This is a genomic window from Paenibacillus chondroitinus NBRC 15376, assembly GCF_004000765.1.
Taxonomy (GTDB): domain Bacteria; phylum Bacillota; class Bacilli; order Paenibacillales; family NBRC-103111; genus Paenibacillus_E; species Paenibacillus_E chondroitinus.
In genome coordinates this window covers 1-19,023 of record NZ_BILW01000030.1, presented here as the reverse complement: position 1 = coordinate 19,023, position 19,023 = coordinate 1, and the positions used below count along the sequence as shown (strand labels likewise).

The 19,023-nt window shown below is 41.8% G+C and carries 20 protein-coding genes and 2 pseudogenes; 7 read left to right on the top strand and 15 right to left on the bottom strand.

What is annotated here, in order from left to right; all coding sequences use genetic code 11:
- Nucleotides 1-59: 59 nt before the first annotated feature.
- The gene (locus tag PCH02S_RS25515) at nt 60-629 is read right to left on the bottom strand and encodes a TetR/AcrR family transcriptional regulator (protein ID WP_127456986.1); all 570 of its coding nucleotides are present in this window, start codon (nt 627-629) and stop codon (nt 60-62) included.
- A gap of 155 nt (nt 630-784) precedes the next feature.
- Here PCH02S_RS25515 and PCH02S_RS25510 point away from each other — a divergent pair, with 155 nt between their 5' ends.
- Nucleotides 785-1,510, top strand: a complete 726-nt coding sequence (locus tag PCH02S_RS25510) for an MBL fold metallo-hydrolase (RefSeq protein WP_127456929.1) — start codon at nt 785-787, stop codon at nt 1,508-1,510.
- A gap of 183 nt (nt 1,511-1,693) precedes the next feature.
- A complete protein-coding gene (locus PCH02S_RS25505) occupies nt 1,694-2,098 on the top strand; it encodes a VOC family protein (protein ID WP_127456928.1) in 405 nt (134 codons plus the stop codon).
- 173 nt (nt 2,099-2,271) lie between these two features.
- Here the strand turns inward: PCH02S_RS25505 and PCH02S_RS25500 are convergent, their stop codons facing one another.
- From PCH02S_RS25500 to PCH02S_RS25485, 4 genes and pseudogenes are all read right to left on the bottom strand, one after another.
- Nucleotides 2,272-2,787 (bottom strand): hypothetical protein, encoded by a 516-nt coding sequence (locus PCH02S_RS25500; RefSeq protein WP_127456927.1) that lies wholly within the window; start codon nt 2,785-2,787, stop codon nt 2,272-2,274.
- Between the two features lie 33 nt (nt 2,788-2,820).
- A pseudogene (locus PCH02S_RS25495) lies at nt 2,821-3,075 on the bottom strand (SMI1/KNR4 family protein); the annotation flags it as partial.
- Between the two features lie 85 nt (nt 3,076-3,160).
- On the bottom strand, nt 3,161-3,631 hold the full coding sequence (locus PCH02S_RS25490) for a CDI toxin immunity protein (protein WP_164819731.1): 471 nt from the start codon (nt 3,629-3,631) through the stop codon (nt 3,161-3,163).
- Between the two features lie 123 nt (nt 3,632-3,754).
- Entirely contained in the window at nt 3,755-4,078 is a 324-nt protein-coding gene (locus PCH02S_RS25485; RefSeq protein ID WP_127456925.1) for a hypothetical protein, read from the bottom strand.
- A 207-nt stretch (nt 4,079-4,285) separates the two neighbouring features.
- On the opposite strand from PCH02S_RS25485, the gene PCH02S_RS25480 reads away from it, so the two are divergent.
- Complete coding sequence (locus PCH02S_RS25480) at nt 4,286-5,947, top strand: histidine kinase N-terminal 7TM domain-containing diguanylate cyclase (protein WP_127456924.1); 1,662 nt, start codon at nt 4,286-4,288, stop codon at nt 5,945-5,947.
- A 105-nt stretch (nt 5,948-6,052) separates the two neighbouring features.
- Here PCH02S_RS25480 and PCH02S_RS25475 read toward each other — a convergent pair whose 3' ends face one another.
- The 4 genes and pseudogenes from PCH02S_RS25475 to PCH02S_RS25460 all read right to left on the bottom strand — a co-directional run bounded on the left by PCH02S_RS25475 (nt 6,053) and on the right by PCH02S_RS25460 (nt 9,362).
- Nucleotides 6,053-6,436, bottom strand: a complete 384-nt coding sequence (locus PCH02S_RS25475; RefSeq protein WP_127456923.1) for a potassium transporter TrkG — start codon at nt 6,434-6,436, stop codon at nt 6,053-6,055.
- A 145-nt stretch (nt 6,437-6,581) separates the two neighbouring features.
- Nucleotides 6,582-7,159, bottom strand: a pseudogene (locus PCH02S_RS37060) (glucuronyl esterase domain-containing protein).
- Nucleotides 7,160-7,879: 720 nt separating this feature from the next.
- Nucleotides 7,880-8,482, bottom strand: coding sequence for a histidine phosphatase family protein (locus tag PCH02S_RS25465; protein ID WP_127456921.1), 603 nt, complete (start codon nt 8,480-8,482; stop codon nt 7,880-7,882).
- A 175-nt stretch (nt 8,483-8,657) separates the two neighbouring features.
- Entirely contained in the window at nt 8,658-9,362 is a 705-nt protein-coding gene (locus PCH02S_RS25460; protein WP_127456920.1) for an SDR family NAD(P)-dependent oxidoreductase, read from the bottom strand.
- A gap of 143 nt (nt 9,363-9,505) precedes the next feature.
- Here PCH02S_RS25460 and PCH02S_RS25455 point away from each other — a divergent pair, with 143 nt between their 5' ends.
- The gene (locus tag PCH02S_RS25455; RefSeq protein ID WP_127456919.1) at nt 9,506-10,402 is read left to right on the top strand and encodes a LysR family transcriptional regulator; all 897 of its coding nucleotides are present in this window, start codon (nt 9,506-9,508) and stop codon (nt 10,400-10,402) included.
- Between the two features lie 231 nt (nt 10,403-10,633).
- On the opposite strand, the gene PCH02S_RS25450 is transcribed toward PCH02S_RS25455, so the two are convergent.
- From PCH02S_RS25450 to PCH02S_RS25430, 5 genes are all read right to left on the bottom strand, one after another.
- Nucleotides 10,634-10,981: a hypothetical protein gene (locus PCH02S_RS25450; RefSeq protein ID WP_127456918.1), complete on the bottom strand. Its 348-nt coding sequence runs from the start codon at nt 10,979-10,981 to the stop codon at nt 10,634-10,636.
- A gap of 177 nt (nt 10,982-11,158) precedes the next feature.
- Nucleotides 11,159-11,644 (bottom strand): DUF1572 family protein, encoded by a 486-nt coding sequence (locus PCH02S_RS25445; RefSeq protein ID WP_127456917.1) that lies wholly within the window; start codon nt 11,642-11,644, stop codon nt 11,159-11,161.
- Between the two features lie 39 nt (nt 11,645-11,683).
- On the bottom strand, nt 11,684-12,685 hold the full coding sequence (locus PCH02S_RS25440; RefSeq protein WP_127456916.1) for an aldo/keto reductase: 1,002 nt from the start codon (nt 12,683-12,685) through the stop codon (nt 11,684-11,686).
- Between the two features lie 186 nt (nt 12,686-12,871).
- Entirely contained in the window at nt 12,872-14,386 is a 1,515-nt protein-coding gene (locus PCH02S_RS25435) for an MDR family MFS transporter (protein ID WP_127456915.1), read from the bottom strand.
- A 38-nt stretch (nt 14,387-14,424) separates the two neighbouring features.
- Nucleotides 14,425-15,408, bottom strand: coding sequence for an oxidoreductase (locus tag PCH02S_RS25430; RefSeq protein ID WP_127456914.1), 984 nt, complete (start codon nt 15,406-15,408; stop codon nt 14,425-14,427).
- A 191-nt stretch (nt 15,409-15,599) separates the two neighbouring features.
- Between PCH02S_RS25430 and PCH02S_RS25425 the strand changes: the two genes are divergently transcribed.
- On the top strand, nt 15,600-16,505 hold the full coding sequence (locus tag PCH02S_RS25425) for an AraC family transcriptional regulator (protein ID WP_407670130.1): 906 nt from the start codon (nt 15,600-15,602) through the stop codon (nt 16,503-16,505).
- Between the two features lie 106 nt (nt 16,506-16,611).
- Nucleotides 16,612-17,700 (top strand): M24 family metallopeptidase, encoded by a 1,089-nt coding sequence (locus PCH02S_RS25420; protein WP_127456913.1) that lies wholly within the window; start codon nt 16,612-16,614, stop codon nt 17,698-17,700.
- A 103-nt stretch (nt 17,701-17,803) separates the two neighbouring features.
- On the opposite strand, the gene PCH02S_RS25415 is transcribed toward PCH02S_RS25420, so the two are convergent.
- Complete coding sequence (locus tag PCH02S_RS25415) at nt 17,804-18,514, bottom strand: SDR family NAD(P)-dependent oxidoreductase (RefSeq protein WP_127456912.1); 711 nt, start codon at nt 18,512-18,514, stop codon at nt 17,804-17,806.
- Between the two features lie 104 nt (nt 18,515-18,618).
- Between PCH02S_RS25415 and PCH02S_RS25410 the strand changes: the two genes are divergently transcribed.
- Entirely contained in the window at nt 18,619-18,978 is a 360-nt protein-coding gene (locus tag PCH02S_RS25410; RefSeq protein WP_127456911.1) for a MerR family transcriptional regulator, read from the top strand.
- Nucleotides 18,979-19,023 lie beyond the last annotated feature (45 nt).

Sequence of the window (19,023 nt, the reverse complement as noted above, 5' to 3'; positions counted from 1 at the left end):
GGTCACCTGCTTAAGGTTACCGGTGTTTTTCTCATTTTAAACTTATTTATACCATTCATTCATTCCACGGAAAGCTGATATCCTCCTATTACTAATAATGAGACTTTCCTCGCTATCTCCTCTTGGTTCATTGTAACTTTGCCAGAAGCCCATTGAAGTGCACCTTCATTAATGATGTTTGCAAATATAGGCACATAAAAATTCCTTTCAATTTCTGTTTGCATATTTTCCAAGCTTTTCATCAAATAGATCTTCAACTCATTTATCATTTTCTCTTTCAGTTGTGGTACGACTAAACCTATATAGCTGCTGCGACATTTCATTTTCGGTTGTTGATAAAAATAACATGCTCCTAAGACGAGCTGAACAATACTATCCTGATCGAATTTCACAGTTCCTGAAGTAAATTCCACAATAGCAGCAGAAGCGGAGTCTCCAATCATGTAGTCCAATAACTCGTATTTATCATTAAAATGAGCATAAAAAGTAGCCCGATTCACGTGAGCTCTTTGGGAAATATCCGCTATTCTTATTTTTTCAAAATCCTTTTCAGAAACTAACTGCAAAAATGCGTTGATTAGTGACTGTTTTGTTTGTGTATTTCGTACGTTCAATACTTTTGTCCCCATTTTCATCATACCTTCCCCGACAATTTATCTGCTTTATCGCTATAGCAACATTCCTGCAACGATTGTTGGTTGTTTCCATTCATTCGATGGTTGTATATTTCTCATTAAGGCAACATCTGTTACTTTAATATACCATACCTAATGGAGGCTGAAAGATGCGGATTGCAGATAGTATTGAAATGTTGGAGCTAAATTGGGGGATGATGACGATCTGCCCGACTGTTATATTCGACAAACAGGAGTCGATACTAATTGACACAGGGATGCCTGGCTCTGCCCCAGCAATTTTGGAGCTTATTCAGCGAGCGGGCATTAAACAACGCCTTAGCTCCATCCTTTTAACCCATCAAGATATTGATCATATCGGGGGCCTTCCAACCTTTATAGCAGATAATCCGGGGCTTCTTGTGTATGCTCATGAAAAGGATAAGGCAGTTATTAATGGGAAACAGCCGATGCTAAAAATACCATTGGAAAGACTCTTCGGTCTGTTGGCTACACTTCCGAAAAAGATACAAAGCGATTTTGAAGCAGCTTTCGTTAAGCCCACGAGTGCAAATGTTAATCGTACATTGGTAGACGGCGAAACACTGCCATTTGCTGGCGGGATCAAAGTGATTCACACGCCTGGCCATACACCTGGACATGTCTGTTTCTATCATCAGCGCACCAAGACGTTAATTGCGGGAGATGCTATGGTAATTGAAAATGGAGAACTCAAAGGCCCAATTAAAGCCTTAACACCGGATTCGAGAACTGCACTTCAATCATTGAAGAAGCTCAACATGTATGATATTGAAACTGTCATCTGCTATCATGGCGGGCGATTACGTGGCAATATGAATGAGAGGATTGCCGCCTTGACGGACAGGACTTCATAAAATTAAAATTTTGGGGCTATCAAATTACATGTTTAAACGCTACTGACACACTGTTGTCAGTAGCGTTTTTATATAATCGGAGTAAGTAACAGAAAGGAGTGGGAATTAAATGCGAAGTAATTTGACCCAAAAAGAAGATATGATACTGAATGGTATCATCTATAATAGGAAGGATGGAATCTCATGAATTTTGCTTCTGTACGCATCATTACCGACGACGTGGATCGTCTTGTTGAGTTCTATGAGAAAATCATGGGTGTCTCGGCGGAACGCCCCGCGCCTGTATTTGCTGAATTTGTTGTACCATCGTGCACCCTGGCGATCGGCCACTCCCAGACGGTACAGCTGTTCGGTGCTGGTTCCGCTGTTGCGGCCAACAATCGGACAGTTATCATCGAGTTTCACGTCCACGATGTCGATGTCGAATACGAGCGCTTGAAGCCTTTTGTCGACGAGTGGGTAAACGAACCAACCACGATGCCGTGGGGGAACCGTGCTGTGCTGTTTCGCGATCCTGACGGTAACCTGATTAACCTCTTCACACCGGTGACCGAGGAAGCGATCAAACGGTTCAGCGGTAGATCTTGACAGTTTGACTGACTGCTCCATAGGAAGAGACCATAACACCGAGCTATGGTCTCTTTCTTTTTAAACTAGCAAACTAGCGACACTTATGAAATGAAAATTAAGTCCTAGACAGACCATTGATTCGCCATCATATTAATCTGACGTTCCCCGTTAACTCAACAAGCTAATCAGCATTAAAGTGGTCCGATTGGGGCAAAAAAAGGCAGAACTCTTTTAGTACCTATTTCCTCCTTGAATTTTATTTTCAATTCTGTATCCTTCCCTTTACTAATAATTTCAAGAATTTTACCTTTTCCAAATTTAGCATGTTGAATCTCATATCCAACCACAAGAGCTCCAATGAATTTTAGTTGGTCATCGGGGATATGTATTTCTGACTCATTAATATCTACGACTGGTGCCATGGGTAAGTGCACTGGAGATTCCGGATAAGAATTACTAGAATTATCGTAATACTCGCCTTCATCACCTTGAACTCGAGCACCAATTCTGTTTGCGATAGTAATCATTACACCAATTACCTTTTTATCAGCACGGCATATAGTAATTCTGCCCTCTTTAAACAAAAATGGGATATCCTTATAGGCATTTAAGAGATCAGCAACTTTTTTTATATCATCAGGCGTTATCGGATATTGCTCGCTAGATAGCCAGTGATCTGCCTTAGTAATATGAACATCATAACTCATAGAAACCACCCCCTCAGATTATCATTCGCATTAATCAAATTCTTCATCATTGCCTAGCCCCATAATAAAAGTTTCAAAATCTTTCGCCAGAAACGTAATATGATAATCACATTCTTGATCGACGTGAACTACTTCCGGCTCTCCGTCTTTGCCGCACTTTCGATAATCAAGCATGATTACATCGTGACCAGCAGAAGGACAGTCTCATATTACTATCCCAATGGCTGGATATTGCCAATCATCAATCATAAACTGACTCCCGAGATTTCCGCATAACGAGTAACTTTTACATTAAAATTTTCAAATAATTTCATGATTTCGATCCCCTCCTCGAGTTTTTAGCCTAAAAATTTACTAGGAAAATGGTATTATTTCAATTTCGGAAACCGATGGTGATTTCCCCCTCATGATAACATTCAATTACGAATCTAGAAGGAGATAGAATAAAGATATCCGAGCTAACAGCCCTTAAGTCATCTATTGCCTCTAATGCTTTTTGAAGTTGAGTCTTTAACACAGGGAAATCTCCATAGCTCCAGAGGATGAATACATTTTCATCACTCTCATCAAGTTCTTTGCTAAGATACTTCTCAAGTTCTTTCGCATGTTCAACGACCATTTTGGAGCTTACATGCTCCCAATCAATCCTTGACCAAGGTGAAAATGGATAGGTTTTTTGGAGACAATCGTAAGCTTCTTCTCCTTCTTCTTTGGACAATATGTAAACTTCTTTTCCCAAAACATTCATACATTCGTCAAAGAGTACCCCATACTCTTTTTTCTGTTTTAACTTTTGTTTGCTTATTAGCTCTTGCATTCTCCATTTCCTATTCAAATTCTTCATTTAAACACCTACAAAATATGTATTTTCGATCCATTCCCTATCTATATCATCAATAGAGAAAAGGCAGCCAACCGGCTGCCTATGCTTCATTTTCAAACAAACATTCATCTTCTAATTAGTGTCCTACTCAAATAAGAACCAAACCAAAAGCAACACAAAAACCAAGATCAAATGATAAAGTGGAATGGCCGAAATCAGTAAAAATCCTTGCTTCCGCTTGACGATCGCGAGAATCAAACATACCAAATACGTAATCAAATACAAGCTGGACACGATCACGAAGGCGTATACGACAAATAATAACAGACCGCTATCGCCTTCCGACCGAACCCCGGCAATCTGCATGATGTTTGCAATCATCAAGAAAGGATATGGAAGTAACGCAAGCCCGCCTATGATAAAGAATATAATGCTTAACGCTTTTTTATTGATGATGATGCACCTCACTTTTTATTCCAAAAATTATTATATCACAGTCCAACACGACGAAATGAAAAAATCTGTCAATACTGAACGATGAACGTTTCCGGCATAAGTCATTTAACGAAAAGTTGAGATATTTTCACTTAAATAATAAATTCGTACAATGAAGCAGGACTTTTAGCCTAAAGCTAGTAATTATATGAATATTATTATTACTTTAGAGGGTGTAACATGGATTTTTTGTCGTTTACTGACTTGACCTTATTTTTACTTTTGTTTGCATTATTTGTCTATGTATTTGCTTCCGTAACCATCACGATTCTGCACAAAGTTTATTTAACGTTCCATTTTTGTATGATGTTCTGGCCTATCTGCCAATTTGCCATTAGAACGGTGGATACTCCCAAAGTTCAATTATTTTATTTAAAACTATCTTTTATTGATATGTGCCTGATAGCCGTCGGTTGGCTTCTGTTTACCATATTTCTCACTGGACATGCACGATTTCTGAGAAAAAATATGTCAATATTGCTTTTTGTTCCGGCTATATTAGTAGCCATTTGCGTAATTGTTAATCCAAATGGTAAGTTCGTTCTACCTTTGCAGGATAATTACATCCACAGGGCTTATGGACCCATTTTTTGGGTTCTCATCACTGTCTTGATCGTCTATATTATAGTTTCGCTATATCTGATGAGTCAGGCATTAATATCCGACAAGGCAACACGTATCAAAACGCAGGTTAAGCAAGTGTTTAAAGGAATTACAGTAATGACCTTATTCGTATTTTTAGATATTTTCTTTAATGTTGTCCTTCATTTACCTTTACCCGCGATTCCAGGTCTGACATCCTTAGGCATATTACTTTCCGCTATTTTCTTTGTCATAGCCATTCATCGCGATAAAGCATTTGATATTGTAAAAATAGCTCATCAAGATATTATAGACACTATCGATCTTGGGATTCTGGTACTCAATGATAATGAAGTAGTTGTACAAATAAATCGCACTCTACTTCCTCATATTGATTTTCGTATAGGTTCCCGTTTTGATATGGCCAACCTACTCTCTAAAGGGCAATCTAAGAGCAATATTCACTTGTTCCTTCAAACGTATCAAACGCAACCTTTGAAGCGAACTCAAATCGAAATACAGTTCCCTAATGAACGGTATGTCAATATTCAGACAGCACCTATCCGTGTGGATAGTGAAATGGTGGGACGTGTTATCACATTTCAAGATGTGAGTGAATTTTATCGCCTCATTCATGAAACGAATTCTCAGAACGAAATCCTGCATGAACGCAACCAATCGTTAATTATCAAACAAGATGAACTCTCACTAACAAACCGGAAACTCGAAAAGATGGCCATAACCGATGGGCTAACAGGTATTTATAACCGCCGTTACCTAACACAAAAGTTAGAATATGAAGTAATGAATAATATCAAACACCAAATCCCATTCTCAGTCATTTTATTAGATATCGACTATTTTAAGTTAATTAACGACAGTTACGGCCATTTAATCGGTGATCAAATGATACTTAGCACGGTGGCAGCAATTCGACAAACCCTGCGTCAAACAGACCTTCTGGCTCGTTATGGCGGGGAGGAGTTTATGATCTATTTACCGCGAACGAGTCAATTACAGGCAACCTTCTTAGCTGAACGAGTCAAATCCACCGTTGAATCCAATAAGATGCTCGTGAAAAATATACCGCATTCTTTATCGATTACGATAAGTATTGGATTGCTAACGATTAATAATTTCTCCATGGAAAGTCTAAGCAGTCCCCATTCCTATTTAAACGAATTGCTCGAATCTGTAGATAAAGCTTTGTATAAAGCAAAAGAAGAAGGCCGAAATCGGATCGTCAGTGTCGTAAGATAAAAAAAGATTAAACTAACGTTCACCCGTTAGTTCAATCTTTTTTGCTTTCATATCGTTCCGCTCCAAGCTCGCGCACGTTCTTTCATTTCCTCTACAAAAGAGCGCTTATAGTTCTGATATCCCAGTAAGCTTTGGGTGATGTTTGCGCCGCTGGGTTAAGCCAATTCGTCTGTCAAGAAGGAGCCAAAAAAACGTGCTCATCGCCATAATACCGATTCCCCCAAATTGCAAAACGAGCATGATGACGAAATAACCGAAGACGCTGTAGGTTTCTGCAACATTAAAAACGGCAAGTCCCGTGTCGCTTGCAACACTTACAGCGGTAAAAATGGTATGGAAGAAAGAAACATGGATGCCTGGCTTATGCACAACAGGGATACTAAATAATGCCACGGAAAATATCATTGCCAAAAAGTAATAACCCGCAATCACTTGGGCGGGTGATCGTTTTTCTATCCAATTTCTTAATCTGGACCGTCTGGAGCGCATGTTCCTTCTCCTTAATTACTTGTTGACGCGGAATATTACTACCATTTTTTGCCCAAATATCGGTTGTATTATTCTTATCATCAACAATTAACCGCGCGGTCTGCTCCCTTTTCGTAATATAAGCACCATCGCCCCCACATTCATGCTAAAGTTTTCTATCCGCAAAATCCATAAAGCACTTCCAGTCGTAGTGTGTAATGTCGTGTTTTCCTTCTCTGAGATGATAGCCCACTCTCTTGCTGCACACAGGAGAATTCACAGGCGGCATCTGGTGTGCATCTAGAGCGTTGAATCCATAAAGCGTATAGACCGGTTGCGCCAGAAGTAAACCTAAAAACTCAGATTTAGGATCGGCCCAATTGTCCTCTGATGCGCTGGCAACATAAAGATGCCGGGGAGCAATGAGCGATAGCAATAGATGTTGATCGATCGGCAGCTCATCCTCCCGTTCATTAAACTTCTTATAGTATCGTTAAACCAGTGCGGATTTCCACGGTTAATGTTTATGAGCCTTTCCCCTGCCTTGCCTCGTGAAATGGCCGCTCCCGAACAGCCGGAATCATTACTGACAACTAAGGCTAATCGTTCGTCCAAAGCACCAGCCCACAAACAGGCTTTACCGCTTCTGGAATAACCAACAATGGCTACCCGTTCTGAATCAATTCGGAAATCCGTCTCCAAATAGTCCAACACACGGCTTGCACCCCAGGCCCATGCGGACATAGCTCCCCAGGCATCTGGCGATCGTGATTCACTTGGCGAATCGAATACACCGTGGACGCCATTCCGATAGCCTTCATCATGAAAATCCGGATCCAAATCTTCCACATGATAAGAAACAGCCGCATAACCACGGGAAACGATATCCTCCACCGGCCAATAAGCCGAACATTCCTCTATTTCCACCTCTGACACACGTTGACCTTTGATTGCCGCGTAGATAAAAGCAGGTACTCTTGACTCGGTTATTGGGATGTAGAGTTGTACACGAATGCGCCCTTCGCCGCCTTGCCCTGTAAAATTGATATCGATCTGTTTATGTATAACTGTTTCCTGGATAACTGGCGTTTCCATCACAACATTGAATCGTAAAGAATCTGGACGTCCCACGGGCTCTCTTCCATAGACATATTCACGATATAATTCTATAATTTCAGGACGTCTGAAACTTCTCCAGTCCTCAACGGTCTTAACCAGGCGGCCATTGCTGCTTTCAAAAAGCTCTGGCAGTGATCTCTTTCTCTCCTCCATTCTATCGCTCTCCTTCGTATTTATTCGAAATTGTAAACGCTTTAAAACCTTGAATTAACCATATTACGAATCCACTTCGTATGAATTAGGGGATATTTCATTTTTTATAGGTTATTAATTCCATCTTTGTTTGCTAGCCGGGCATTATTCTGTGCCAAATAGCAGGCGGACCCGCCGCGGCGGATCTATTGTCTAACATGATAAGTGGGCAATGTTTGCAAACTCATATAAATTAAATGCTCTACCATCACAACTAATTCTAGTTATAGAGCATTCTCCAATCAAATTGCTTTGTTCAGTTATGAAATTCGTGTGCGTATTATTAAGTTCGTCTTGAGAAAATTCATTTAACATAAAGTCTGTGATCAATCCGCCGTGAGTAACAATAACAATACTTTCGTTTGGATATTGAGCTGATAATCCTATCAAGCATGAAGATAATCGCTCACCAGCCATTCTTGCAGAATCTCCGATAGGCGGCAAAAAGTCTCTTTCCCTCGTACATTGGTTCCACATAGCTACAAATTCTTCAAAGGTTTGTCCTGGCAGATCCCCCCAATTGGCACGCTCTCGCAAACGAATATCCTCGTCAATTGGTATTTTGGCTGCTTTTCCGATGATCTGTGCTGTTTGTTTTGCTCTTTTCAGCGGACTGCTGAATATTCTTGATATGGGAAAATATTCGAGATATTTTGCTGTTACATTTGCTTGCTCTAAGCCTTCAACTGAGATGGGGACATCACCAACATCTTTTTCTTTAATCGCGTGTCTAACAAGGTAAAAATCAGTGCTCATTTTATCACTCCTTAAAACAACTTTGACATATATCTAATTAGTTTAACATCTAATTAGATGATACAACATATCTAGATTATTATAAAGATACAAAAGACAGCCATTCGTTGGCTGCCTAATATGATCGAAATATTCGAGGTGTAATTAAATTCTCCTTCCCGTTATCCACAAAAGCTCATTGATCCATATATTGCTCGTCTGGCTCATCTAGAGCTGCAATCAAAATTCTCTTTGCGACCATTTCAGGAGTATCTTTTGGAGAAGAAGATCCTTGTTGTTGCTCATGAGCCCCTAGAGCGTTTTTGCCAAAATCCGTTGCGGTTGAGCGCGGATAAACGGTTATCACACGGATATGATCTGAGGCTAACTCATCTCGTGCCGTATCGGAAATCATGTTCAAAGCGGCTTTGGTTGCAGCATAAGCACCCAATCCAGCAATATGCATCTTAGATACCACAGAGCTTATATTGATGATCAGACCTCCCCCTTGCCTTCGCATGACAGGGATCGCAGATTGCATTGCCGCTACCGCTCCTAGTACATTGAGTTCGAAGATCTTGCGGAAGTCATTAAGATTTAGATCAGCGACCTTGCCAACTACAGCTTGTCCTACATTATTGATGATCACATCCAGACGGCCAAAGTGGAGCACCGTTTCCTCGATGGCTCGTTGTACTTGCCTGGGATCACTCACGTCAGCAGAAATAGCGACAGCCTCAATACCCTGGTTCTGTAATTCCTTGGCGAGATGATTTAATACATCGGCAGATCGGGCTACCAGTGCTAATTTAGCACCAGCGGCAGCAAATTCACGTACTGTAGCTAATCCAATACCAGCGGATGCTCCAGTTATAAAAACAACCTTGTCACGAATTTCCATAATAAATGTTCCTTTCTTGGAGGAGATTAGTCAAATTGCTTTGCTCTTTTCATCTCTAATGTTACAGTTGGAGAACTTGATACGGAAGTTCAAATAAGTTAGCATGGTATCAACTATTGGTTTATGCAACAGGGGGTCATAGAATGCTAGAACAATTGAATACTTTTATTCAGGTCGTAGAGTCCGGTAGCTTTTCAAAAGCAGCTGAAAAACTTTTCATTTCTCCTACCGCTGTGATGAAGCAAATGAATCTATTGGAAAAACATGTAGGTATGCCTCTTTTGATCCGCACTAACCATGGAATTGACCTGACCATAGCGGGAAAATCCTTTGTCAAGGATGCGACATTTATGGTGCAATTTTTCGAAGAAGCTCTGCTGCGTATGCGTCAATTCGCACAGGCAAATCAGCTGGTAATTCGAGTGGGAACTTCTATGCTTAATCCCTGCAAGGTTTTGCTGGATATGTGGAATGAAGTCAGCAACCTATTTCCGCAATTCAAAATCAATATCGTGCATTTTGAGGATGATTCACATACACTCCCAACCACTTATCGTACTATTGGCAAAAACTATGATTTCATTGTAGGGCCAATCCTTACAGAAAATTTAAATGAGTATTTCCAAGTGCTTGAGTTGGGAAGTAATCGTTTCTGCTTTGCTTTATCTCGCAACCATCGGCTGGCATCTAAAAAAACTATTTCTGTGAGAGATTTGTATGGAGAGGAATTGGCTGTAGTAAATGGCGGAGGTAGCGCGGTAATTGATGAGATTCGTAATTTTATGATAAAGAACCACCCTAAAATCCGAATCAAAGATATTCCGCGTCTTTATGATATTGATATATTCAATCGATGTGAAGAAAGTGGTGTTGTCTTACTAACATTGGATGTATGGGCAGATATTCATCCGTCTCTAGTAACAATTCCTAGCGACTTGGACTTCGCAATCCCCTACGGTTTGCTATATCCCTTACATCCTTCTGAAGATGCCAATCAGTTTCTAGAAATCATTAAGAAAATACAATTTCAGCAGAGTTAACCGGTACATAGCTGTACCGGTTTTCAAAGCCTCAAGACCCCTTTATTAGCAATTTTAACAGCTTTTATGTACAGTTTTTTAAATTCTTCTTCATTTAACTTATATTTGTTCCCTGTTAAAACACCAGAATAAGCTTTGAGTAGATCATACAGTCCTAAATGAACCCATTCCCATAACATTGATGTAAATTGTATGCAATCATAACATCACAAATTGAATGTCTTAACTCTACTACCTCTTCTCTCCTCTGCTAATGCCACATGCTTCTAGTGTCTTGAATGTCCTTTCGTTGTCTTCTTCACTAAATTCTGTATCCAAAAAATCTTCTAAAATTAAAGCCCAAGTATCTATTCTTCTTACCATAGGAATGTTATTACTTTGCGCAAAAACTTCTAGATTTTTTTTATAAATTGATTCTACGAATATAACATCACCTGCATGCGTGCGAATTTCAGGTGGAAGTTGGTCTAATAATACTTCACGAATATCTTCAATATGTAATGTTCCCTGATTTGAAATTGAAGCAGCTGAGAAGGGATATTCTGAAAATTCAATATGGTTTTTATAGAACTTGATCATATGATCCCCCACTATTTTCTAAATATTTATGTTATATTCTACCACATTCTCTGTATGTCCAATAGATAGAAAAAGACTGCCAAATGGCAGCCTCAATAAGAATTACCCTTGTGTATAGCTTCTCTAATGACAATGAAATGGGGGATAGTTGGGACCCTCCTTCTTTTCAGATATCATTTAGACCCGTTTCTTCTTTGGTACAGTTGTAGTCAAATATTCTTCATCTTTCAATATCTTCGCTATATATAAAATCTGGCCCATGTGCTCCGAGAAATGAGTTGCACTCTGAATAAAAACTTCTAAATTTGTTTGTTCACGATTACCCGTTTTTTGAGTTTCCAATAATCCTTCGTTATTCATGGCCATTAATGTCACTTTAACTTCACGAAGTGATGTTTTAATAATCTCAATAAGATCATTCTTCGTTATAACCTGTACTTCAAACTCCCCATCACGGTCTCTCGTGAATGGTTTCTTATTCATACCTTTGCCAATACGATCGTTAATATTACCGCTAATGTGAACGATTAAATTCGATATACTATTACTTGAGTCGTTAGGACGCCAATTTACTTGTTCATCATCTAACTGTTCCAAAACCAAAACGATCCTTCGCTCAATGGCTTCAAATCTGTCATTCAATATATTTTTTATCTCATTCATAAAAGCACCTCATCTTGAGATTATAGCTGGATTCACTACTTAAATGTTCACATATGACATATTAGCCTTAGTATAACGATCGCCAGCTGTGATGCCTATTGGCGCAACTTCATTAATTTTTGTTAACTCATCTTGTGTCAGTACAATATCTGCAGCTGCGACGTTTTCCTCCAAGTAAGAAATTCGACGGGTTCCAGGAATCGGGACACACCCTTGAGCGATCGTCCAAGCCAAAGCCAACTGTGAGGGTTTGACTCCTCTAGCATCAGCTATCTGAGTTAAAGCATCAACTATTTGCAAATTAACTGCCAGGTTTTCACCGCTAAGTCTAGGATCCGTTTTGCGAAAGTCCGTTTGATGAAGCTGGTCCGTCTTAAACTGACCTGTCAAGAATCCACGTCCTAATGGAGAGTACGGTACAAAACCAATGCCTAATTCCCGGACAGTATCAAGTACACGATTAGCTTCAACTCCGCGCTCGAACAAGGAATACTCTGTCTGTACAGCAGTTATTGGATGAACCGCATGAGCGCGGCGGATTGTACCTGCTGCAGCCTCGGACAATCCGATATGGCCGATTTTGCCTTCGGCTACTAGCTTACTCATCGCCATGATGGTCTCTTCAATGGGGACTGTTGGATCGATACGGTGAAGGTAAACAAGGTCGATATAATCCATTTGTAGACGACGTAGCGATCCTTCTATTGCTCTAACGACATTTTGGGGACTGCCATCTACGACACGTTTGCCATCTACGACTTTAATCTGGCCTTCGTCCGTGAATCCGAATCCGACCTTGGTTGCGATAACAACATTCTCACGTATCCCTGTGAGAGTTTTGCCAACCAATTCTTCGTTATGCCCCATCCCATAGGTCTCCGCGGTGTCGAAGAACGTAATACCAAGTTCGACTGCCCGCCGAAGTGTCGCCATGCTTTCTTTATCGTCGCTTGGGCCATAAATATAAGTACTCATTCCCATACAACCCAAACCTTCTTGGCTGACCTTCAATCCCTGAGTTCCTAACTCAACAATTTTCATCGTAAATCCCTTCCTCTCAAGTTTTTTTACACCATATCTATTAAAAGGTAGGACAACTATCCATACGGAAGCACAATTAATTTTCTTATGTTGTAAAGCATTCTTATACTATACATTGAAACTAGAAATCATTCATAATACAGATTTGAGATCTTATGCATCTAAATAAATGATAGCTAGAATTCATCATGCCGTATTTCGAGTTTTAGGTAAAAATAATGTGCCAAGCATCGTAATTACAGCGAGTACTAAGACCCCCCAATAGACACTGTGAAGTGCAATTGTCAAACCATGTTGAATAACATGCAGTTCCCTTGCCGGGATTTGATGCGTTTTTGAAGAGTCCAATACTTGGTTAATGGAATCTATTGAAACGGTATTTCCCAACGGATTGTCAGAGCTTAATACAAATCTCTTAAAACTAAAATTTAATATTCCGCCTAGCAATGCCGCGCCAACTGAACTACCTAATAGTCGCATGAACATATTCGAAGCAGTGGCTACGCCCCGCATCTGCCGTTGTACACTATTTTGAATTGAAATCATAAACGCCGAGTTGGAGAATCCCATTCCGATTCCAACCATAAACGATCCAGTCCCCGCCCATAAGGAGCCTTTTGATGGATCCAAAGTGATAAAAAACAACGACCCGATGAAGATGAAAATACCACCAATAACGGCCATTGGGCGGATGCCTATTTTCAAAATCAAATGCCCTGCCACCCATGCCGCGATAGGCCATCCTACTGTCATTACCGTTAGCGTAAAACCAGCTATAAACGCTGAACCTCCCGTAACACCTTGGATATACGCGGGAATAAAACTCGTCAGTCCAATCACAATGGCGCCAGATGTAAACGTTGCGGTGTTTCCGACTGCAATATAACGATTCTGCCAGAGCTGCAGTGGCATCATCGGCTCAGAAGCTCTACGCTCTTGTTTTAAGAACAGCCAAGTCCCCAAAATAAACACCACTAACAAACAGAACATTTGGGGCGATGTCCAGCTCCATGCTACGCCGCCTTGAATCAAGGCAATCATTAGCGAGGATATGCTGATGACAAATAAAATGGAGCCGGTGTAATCAATGGTGTGTTTTTGCTTATCGATGCCTTCATGAAAAAAGAAAACGACGCCGATAATGGACAATATACCAAGAGGTACGTTCATCCAAAATATCCAGGACCAATGGGAATATTGTACGATCACCCCACCAACAATTGGCCCGATAACCGATGAAATCCCAAATACGCTTGAGAAGTATCCTTGAATTTTTGCACGTTCTTCAACGGTGAACATATCGCCCACGATGGTCATTGCAATAGGTTGGACAGCACCGGCGCCAAGTCCTTGAATTAATCTGAAAATAACGAGCATTATCATCGTTTTCGAAAGCCCGCACAATACGGAGCCGACCAGAAAAATAACGATTCCGGTAATAAAAATGGGCTTGCGGCCAAACAAGTCGGATAGTTTCCCATATATCGGTGTTGTTACTGCCTGCATTAACGAAAAGGCAGAAAATACCCAGCTATAGAGAGTGAATCCTCTCATTTCTCCAACAATACTAGGCATAGCCGTTGAAATAATTGTCATTTCAATGGCAGTCATGAACATGGATATAACTAGAGTGGCTAATACTAAAGGGCGATGAGTTTTTTTCACGCTTGATTTATTTTCAATAACAACAGACTGGTTCATTTTTTCTATCTTCCTATCCATATCATCTAAAAGCTAGCTTATACAGGCATGATTTTTGTGCCAGTGAGCTGCTCGCTAAGCTGCCATAGTCGGCCAGCGGCAACTGGATCGATCGCGCGAGGTCTTACGCCAAATCTTTCCATAGACTCATCGTTCGGTAACAATGGGGCAATCTCGCAATTTACACAATAAACGCCTCCCATGCCTTCCAATTGAGGACTAGTTGCACACCATACGCTTGTTGCCGCACCCTGCTGTGGAGTTTTCCTATCTGCACCTTCAGGATCGATAATTAGCTTGCCGTTTTCATCAAAAAGCTTAACAGCATCTAATTCCGTCTGTGACAAATGTCTCTGCAAATCCGTTGCGATGCCACCTGGATGGACGGAGAAAGCTCGTACGCCTTGACTTTGCCCTATCGAATCTAGTGCGACAGCGAACAAAGCGTTGGCGCTTTTCGCCTGACCATAAGCAACCCAAGGATGGTAATCCCGATGTTCGAAATGAGGATCTTCAAAGTTGACTTCACCTCTTATATAGCCATAAGAAGATAGGGCTACAACACGCGCTTCTTCCGCGCGAACCAGTGCTGGCCAGAGACGAACGGCTAGCTGAAAATGCCCAAGATGGTTAGCTGCGAACTGCGATTCATATCCCCGCTCGTCACGAACTAGCGGCGCAGCCATGACGCCTGCATTGTTGACAAGAATGTGCAGCTTGTTAAATTGTCTAAGGAAACGATCTGCAAAAGCATCGATGGACGCTGGTTGAAGCAAATCCATGAATTCTATAAGCACATCCGGCATTTCAGCGAGAGCAGCCTTAGCCTTATTTATATCTCGAGCAGGCACGATGACTCTGGCCCCTGCGGAGCGGAATGCACGAACGGTTTCTAACCCGATGCCGGAATAGCCGCCAGTAACCACAATGGTTTTATCAGTCAAATCGATCCCTTGGATGACCTCGGCTGCTGTTGATGTAGCTCCGAAACCAGAGCCAATAGGCGTTTGTGTAGTTGTCATAAGGATATCTCCTCCGTTTGTTGTTTTAGCATGAAAGCCTTGGCTTCAGCTTCTACATTATGCAACGGATATAGGACCCATCGGTATAACATTTATCTCAATTGATTGCCTATTCCTATCACATCCATTGCCGTTGTTAGTGACTGTATATTATGATTGGAACAACTATCGGGTATGTTAAGGAGGATAACATGATGAATGGCCAACTCGAACTACGTGAACATATAGCTAATTTAATAGAACGTCATTCACGCCAAAGTAATGGTTCGCACCCCACTTCAATTCCATCTTTGTTTCTCTTTCGCCAGAATAAAATGACGGTTCCCACTCACGGGGTACATGACCGTTCAATCTGTTTTGTTTTTCAAGGTCAGAAGGAAGTCATGCTTGCGCAGGAGCTTTATCGCTACGAGTCAGCTGAATATATTGCCGCCTCCGTGGATTTGCCTGTTATCAGCCAAGTTGTCGAAGCTTCTCCCGAGGCTCCCTATCTCGCCCTCAAGCTGAAATTTACACCAGAACAAATACTCGAGGTTATCCAGGAGTCCAAAATCCCGACACATTCACAAGAACATGCAAAGCGAGGCTTATTTGTCGGCAAAATGGAAGAACCATTAATGGATGCAGTTAAACGATTGATGCAATTGTTGGATCACCCAGAAGAAATTCCTCTACTTGCACCTCTTATTACAAAAGAAATTCTATTTCGTATTATGCAAGGGAAATACGGGATGGCATTGGAACAGATTGTCAAAGATGGAGGCAGTGCATACCGAATCATCGATGCCATCGAACATATTAAACAAAATTTTGAAAAACCATTGCGTATTGATAATCTTGCAGAAATAGCCAATATGAGCGTTCCCTCATTGTATCGGCATTTCAAAGATGTAACCGCTATGAGCCCAATTCAATTTCAAAAACACCTGCGATTGCAAGCGGCTCGAAGTCTTTTATTAACCGAACCTACTGAGGCCGCAGAAGCCGCGTTCCGGGTAGGTTACGAGAGCCCTTCTCAATTTAGCCGAGAATATACGAGAATGTTCGGTCTTTCACCCATTCAAGATATCAAACGCTTGCGAGCTCTGAATGCATGACGACCTTGTCGACCTTGTCACCCAACGCTTATTGACATTATAATGAGTTCATTATGTTTAATTTACCCAGTGTCAGTAAACGCCGAAAGGACGGTTGATTTGTTTCATGAATACTCGTATTGAACAACTAATTGCATATATGGATCAGCGAGAGATTGATGCTGTGCTGATTACAATGCCGAAACATGTGTATTATTTGACCGGGTTTGCGAGCGACCCACATGAACGTTTTCTCGGGTTGTTAATTCCGCGCGGAGCTGAACCGCTGCTAATCGTACCCGCTTTGGACCTTGAAGCAGCACAAGCCGCATCGACCGTAAAGGCAATCCATACTCATACGGACACCGATAATCCCTACGAAATTCTTAGTAAACTTCTGCCATCCGGCATCCGGACGCTGGGGCTGGAGAAAGACTATATGACGGTTAGCCGGTTTGAAGCAATAAGCCGAGCGGTAGGTGCAGCCGTCTACAAGGATATTGACGAGCCGCTGCGGGAAATGCGCGTCATTAAGACTCCGGATGAAGTTATTCGAATGAAGCATGCGGTACGGATCATCGAGGATGTGCTGCAAGCCGGCATCGCGCATGTGAAACCAGGCGTTACGGAGATTGAGCTTGTAGCGGAGCTTGAGTACCAGATGAAGAAGCTCGGTGCTAGCGGACCTTCCTTCGCAACGATGGTACTTGCGGGTGAAAAATCTGCGATGCCGCACGGGGTTCCGGGATCACGGGCCGTCCGCGAAGGAGAGCTGCTTTTGTTCGACCTCGGCGTCTACGCAGACGGATATGCATCCGATATTACGCGAACGTTCGCGGTAGGCGATATTTCGGAAGAACAAGCGAAAATTTATCAGACTGTGCTACAGGCGAACTTGCTGGCCATTAAAGCAACTCGCCCTGGCGCTACGCTCGCCAGCCTGGACCACGCGGCGCGCGAGCACATCACAAGTGCTGGTTACGGAGCGTATTTCATGCACCGGCTCGGGCATGGTCTTGGCATGGATGTGCACGAATATCCATCCGTGCACGGCCAAAACCAAGAGCTGCTGCGCAGCGGCATGGTCTTCACGATTGAGCCGGGCATTTACGTTCCGGGTGTCGGCGGTGTCCGGATCGAGGATGATGTGCTCGTCACGGACAGCGGCGTCGAGGTGTTGACCTCTTTTCCAAAGGGACTTACGGTCATTGGATGAGGCTTCAAGCATTACCGGGTGATACCGGCTTGTCTTATACGCAAAAAAAACTCTTGTCTGCCAAAAATGGCAGCAAGAGTTTTTTGCTTTCGATAGCTGAGAGTTACCAGGCGTAAACGCCCTTCTCGTCCAAGAATTCGGCGTTATGACGTTTGCCATCCGTCGCATAACCCACTATAATCGCGGCGGCGGCTTCTTTCGATTTACCACCTGCAGCATTGCCATTAAGATCTGTTGATGTGAATCCAGGCGTTACCGCGAATACTTGCGCTCTACTGTTTCTAACTTCGTAGGCCATTGAAAGTGTCATGGCATTGTTGGCCGTTTTCGATGAGTTATAATCGAATGCATTTAAAGTAAACTCAGCATTTTGCATATGGTCCAGTGAAGCCATATCGGTCGAAACATTAACGACTGTACCTTCGTTATCTTTGATTAAAGGGAATAATCGTTGGTTCAAACGGAAGGTCCCGAAAAAGTTAACTTCAAACGCATTCCGCAGATCCTCCTCTTTGGTATCCATAAACGAGCGTGAGAAAGCGCCTGGCATACCAGCGTTATTGATTAGAAGCTGCAAGTCCGGGTAACGCTTGTTAATCGTTTCAGCTGCCTGTTCGATCATTTTCAAATCACTCATGTCAACTTGTATAAATTCTACGTCTAACCCCTGGGCAGTTAACTCGGAAACGGCTGCTTCACCGCGTTCAACACTTCGTGCTCCAAGGATGACTTTCCAACCTGCTTCGCCTAACTGCTTCACAATTTCAATTCCGATTCCTTTATTTGCTCCAGTCACTAAAGCGATCTTTTTCATGCGAATCCTTCTTTCTTCATTTGAATTTTCATTAACAATTTAAAAGTTACTATGCTACACTTAGTGTAGGTCAACAATTAATTTTTCATAAAAAGAGGGTTCGTATGTTAACAATTGGAGAAGTGGCGAAGAAAGTCGGGATCAATATTGGAGCGATCCGATTTTACGAAAGAAAGGGATTGTTGGAACCTGCTGCCCGCAACGAGCAGAATAACCGTCTCTATACAGATAATGATCTGAACTGGCTAATTTTTATCAAATGCCTTCGCGAAACCGGGATGAGTGTGGAAGATATCAAAACGTATTATGATAAAGTAAACGAAGGAACCTCAACCCTGCCGGAGAGAATCCAACTAATTGAAGACCAAAAGGAAAAGTTGTTGCAGGATATTGCGGAAAAAGAAGCGCAGCTCGTTCATTTGGAAGAAAAGCTGAAGCGCTATTATCGCGGGGAAAATTATTGATTGCAAATTTAACTATTCACCTGAAAAATAAAGACAGCCGACTAT

Bases quoted from the DNA above. Each gene is read 5' to 3' on its own strand.
- PCH02S_RS25515 (WP_127456986.1), bottom strand. From the start codon at position 629: ATGGGGACAAAAGTATTGAACGTACGAAATACACAAACAAAACAGTCA.
- PCH02S_RS25510 (WP_127456929.1), top strand. From the start codon at position 785: ATGCGGATTGCAGATAGTATTGAAATGTTGGAGCTAAATTGGGGGATG.
- PCH02S_RS25505 (WP_127456928.1), top strand. From the start codon at position 1,694: ATGAATTTTGCTTCTGTACGCATCATTACCGACGACGTGGATCGTCTT.
- PCH02S_RS25500 (WP_127456927.1), bottom strand. From the start codon at position 2,787: ATGAGTTATGATGTTCATATTACTAAGGCAGATCACTGGCTATCTAGC.
- PCH02S_RS25490 (WP_164819731.1), bottom strand. From the start codon at position 3,631: ATGAAGAATTTGAATAGGAAATGGAGAATGCAAGAGCTAATAAGCAAA.
- PCH02S_RS25480 (WP_127456924.1), top strand. From the start codon at position 4,286: ATGGATTTTTTGTCGTTTACTGACTTGACCTTATTTTTACTTTTGTTT.
- PCH02S_RS25475 (WP_127456923.1), bottom strand. From the start codon at position 6,436: ATGCGCTCCAGACGGTCCAGATTAAGAAATTGGATAGAAAAACGATCA.
- PCH02S_RS25465 (WP_127456921.1), bottom strand. From the start codon at position 8,482: ATGAGCACTGATTTTTACCTTGTTAGACACGCGATTAAAGAAAAAGAT.
- PCH02S_RS25460 (WP_127456920.1), bottom strand. From the start codon at position 9,362: ATGGAAATTCGTGACAAGGTTGTTTTTATAACTGGAGCATCCGCTGGT.
- PCH02S_RS25455 (WP_127456919.1), top strand. From the start codon at position 9,506: ATGCTAGAACAATTGAATACTTTTATTCAGGTCGTAGAGTCCGGTAGC.
- PCH02S_RS25450 (WP_127456918.1), bottom strand. From the start codon at position 10,981: ATGATCAAGTTCTATAAAAACCATATTGAATTTTCAGAATATCCCTTC.
- PCH02S_RS25445 (WP_127456917.1), bottom strand. From the start codon at position 11,644: ATGAATGAGATAAAAAATATATTGAATGACAGATTTGAAGCCATTGAG.
- PCH02S_RS25440 (WP_127456916.1), bottom strand. From the start codon at position 12,685: ATGAAAATTGTTGAGTTAGGAACTCAGGGATTGAAGGTCAGCCAAGAA.
- PCH02S_RS25435 (WP_127456915.1), bottom strand. From the start codon at position 14,386: ATGAACCAGTCTGTTGTTATTGAAAATAAATCAAGCGTGAAAAAAACT.
- PCH02S_RS25430 (WP_127456914.1), bottom strand. From the start codon at position 15,408: ATGACAACTACACAAACGCCTATTGGCTCTGGTTTCGGAGCTACATCA.
- PCH02S_RS25425 (WP_407670130.1), top strand. From the start codon at position 15,600: ATGATGAATGGCCAACTCGAACTACGTGAACATATAGCTAATTTAATA.
- PCH02S_RS25420 (WP_127456913.1), top strand. From the start codon at position 16,612: ATGAATACTCGTATTGAACAACTAATTGCATATATGGATCAGCGAGAG.
- PCH02S_RS25415 (WP_127456912.1), bottom strand. From the start codon at position 18,514: ATGAAAAAGATCGCTTTAGTGACTGGAGCAAATAAAGGAATCGGAATT.
- PCH02S_RS25410 (WP_127456911.1), top strand. From the start codon at position 18,619: ATGTTAACAATTGGAGAAGTGGCGAAGAAAGTCGGGATCAATATTGGA.